A 2,658-nucleotide genomic window follows, 5' to 3' on the forward strand; every position below is an offset into this window, starting at 1 on the left:
TAACAAGCCGCAATAATGCATAGCAGGGCGCAGCTCCCTTTGGGTGGGCAGATTCTCGCCTCGATTGTCTGTCCTGCCGGACGGACAATCAGCACGTGAATCTGCTACTGCACCATGCGGCAGGCCGTTGGCAATAAGTTTAAAAGCACACCGCAAAACTAAAAATACAGTTAGTATGTCTAATAATTGGAAAAGAAAATTATTTCTGAATAGACGATTTGAAGTTAATTCATTTCAAGTTGGAAAGGTTGGACTTGAATCTTCGGTTTCTGATATAGACTATTTTGATATAACGGATATTTATGTTGACAAAGAAGGAAGTGAGAACCTAAGGTTTAAAGACAGGCTTGATTTGCTTGAAAAAGGAAAGGGGTGGATACACTGTGCATCAGGAGTCTCATACAAAGTTAAAGAAGGAATTATTAAACAGATAAAACTTGCAACTCAATATCTTCAAGACAATAAAACTGATAGAAAGGATATAATTGAAATTTTTGGAAAGCCAGATATTGAATTAGTTGATGATTTGTGTTATTCTGGAATTGATTATAACGTTGATGCAAATGTACTTGTGTTTAGAAATAAAAAGATTTATGCCTTTCTTGATCCAAAGACTGATAAATTGAAAGAATTACACTTTGGGGAATTTGATGAGAAAGCATATGGAAATAAATAAAAACCAATTGCCAACAATATGCAATAAAGCAAAAGGGGTAAGGTGATTATTTGAAATTTTCTGATGTAAGCGACCACCGCCAAATCGCTGCTTTTGCTTTAAAAAAGGAAAAGATCAAACCAAAAGCAGCGCTTCGGCTCCTTAGTATTTTTGAAAGGGAAAACTGGCCACATACCCTTTCGCTTCATGCATTAGACGTTGTACGCAAGCAAACATCGCACAATTATCAATTCATTAAAATGGCAAACAGATTTAATCCACCAATAGAAAATCGCAAGACGTCGCAATTATTAAGAATTGTAGGTAATGAAAGCGAGTGGAATTCTGAAGCTGTCGAATTAGCAACTGTGGAATTGACAAAAAGGAAAGTTGGTAAGAACGAGATAGAAAAAGCAAAAAGATTACAAAAACGGAAAAAGAAAACAATTGCGACTCAGAATGCAGAAAAAGGATATAACCTCTTCGACTTTATTGAAGAACCCTTTTGGACAACCTTTGAGGTTTTGTTTTCATGGGAACTTAAAAAGGACGGATTCATTAGAAAATCAAAACAACAGAAGTATATAAGGTTAGGGATAATTTTGATTGTAATTACACTATACTTTTTGCTGTAGACAAATAACTCACTAAATATGGACTACAAATTACTAATTGCTATAATAGCTTTATTTATTTCTCTTGTTAACCTTTCTTGGAATATTTATATAAAAGTAAAAAGTGAAAAAAGGAAATTGCTGATTCAAAGCTATAAATCAAAATCGAATGACACATTTAATTGTGTTGTAACATTGATAAATGTCGGAAACAAACCAATATTTATTCGAAGAATAGAGCTTGACGAAAAGGTAAACGGAAAAGCTCAAAGAAGGCATTTAGATTTCAATAATTACAGTAAGGAATTTGAGAACGTTCCTATTAATCCAGAAAATTGGAAAACCTTAATATTTAAAGACAATAAGCACTTTAGCTTTTTTGATTCTGAAGCAAAGAAATTTAAGAAAACAAGATTAACAGTTATTACGCCAAAAGGAGAGAAATATTCAACTAAGTGGTTTGGCCAAAATAACCTTAGATAGGTAGTGTATGAAGAAAAATGCCAGCGTACAACATGTGGTAATAAGGCATGGCGGGTTTGTGCAGATTCGACAGGGTCGAATCTCGTGCGAGCTTCTGCTCGGTCGGACAGATTTCCTCTCGTCAATCCGCCACGACCTCATACCACCAACGTTAGGCAATATTTATCTAAGCAATTGAAAAGTCAATAACCTAGTGCAACAAATTAAATATGTACCCAACAATTATGGAAAAGAAAACAGTAACACTTATACTTCTGTTTGTGACATTGATTAATATAAAAAGTCAAACGACAGATATTAAACTCAAGGATATAATTGTAGGCACATGGAATATAGAATATAGAGGCACAACGGTGACAACAGACAATCCTGATGCAAATGAAAATATCGACCTGACTTCAGAATTACTTAAAAAGGAAGATGGCAAAATAGAATTCGTTAATCAAACATATATTTTAAATTCGGACAAATCAGGGAAATATTTAATTAAAGGAACGACTATATATTTAGACGACAAAAAGTATCATTTTGCAATTCATAATAAGGACAAATTTAACCTTGTTAGAAAAATAAATGCAGACTGTTTCTTGACATATATGATTGAACGAAAAAATAAATAAAAACATTGCCTAACAATGGCTATAAAGCATAAGTGAATCGACTTGTTTTGGTTGGTTCGTAGCTTCGGCGAGCAGCGCCAAATCGTTGATTTGGCTTTTGAAATGAAAAGATAAAAACAAATACAACGCTTTGGCTCCGTGAAGTTCGAGAGTGAGTACGGCTAAAAATCACTTACGCTTCATAGCCGCGTCCGTTGTAGCTTATTTCGGGGTTTCTGTATCGGCAGTAGCATTTTGGTCATCCGCCAAAAACCAAAACTTAGTATAACTTGGCCACTAATCCTGA

4 protein-coding genes are annotated in these 2,658 nt (G+C 34.5%); all 4 read left to right on the plus strand.

All coding sequences use genetic code 11. The features are described 5' to 3' along the window. Positions 1-175: 175 nt before the first annotated feature. A complete protein-coding gene (locus tag ACSX1H_RS19000) occupies positions 176-676 on the plus strand; it encodes a hypothetical protein (RefSeq protein WP_439185835.1) in 501 nt (166 codons plus the stop codon). 50 nt (positions 677-726) lie between these two features. Further along, positions 727-1,290: a hypothetical protein gene (locus tag ACSX1H_RS19005; RefSeq protein WP_439185836.1), complete on the plus strand. Its 564-nt coding sequence runs from the start codon at positions 727-729 to the stop codon at positions 1,288-1,290. A gap of 18 nt (positions 1,291-1,308) precedes the next feature. Next, positions 1,309-1,752: a hypothetical protein gene (locus ACSX1H_RS19010; RefSeq protein WP_439185837.1), complete on the plus strand. Its 444-nt coding sequence runs from the start codon at positions 1,309-1,311 to the stop codon at positions 1,750-1,752. A 224-nt stretch (positions 1,753-1,976) separates the two neighbouring features. Continuing rightward, the gene (locus tag ACSX1H_RS19015; RefSeq protein WP_212223798.1) at positions 1,977-2,372 is read left to right on the plus strand and encodes a hypothetical protein; all 396 of its coding nucleotides are present in this window, start codon (positions 1,977-1,979) and stop codon (positions 2,370-2,372) included. Positions 2,373-2,658 lie beyond the last annotated feature (286 nt).

Source organism: Carboxylicivirga taeanensis (assembly GCF_051851475.1).
Classification (GTDB): domain Bacteria; phylum Bacteroidota; class Bacteroidia; order Bacteroidales; family Marinilabiliaceae; genus Carboxylicivirga; species Carboxylicivirga taeanensis.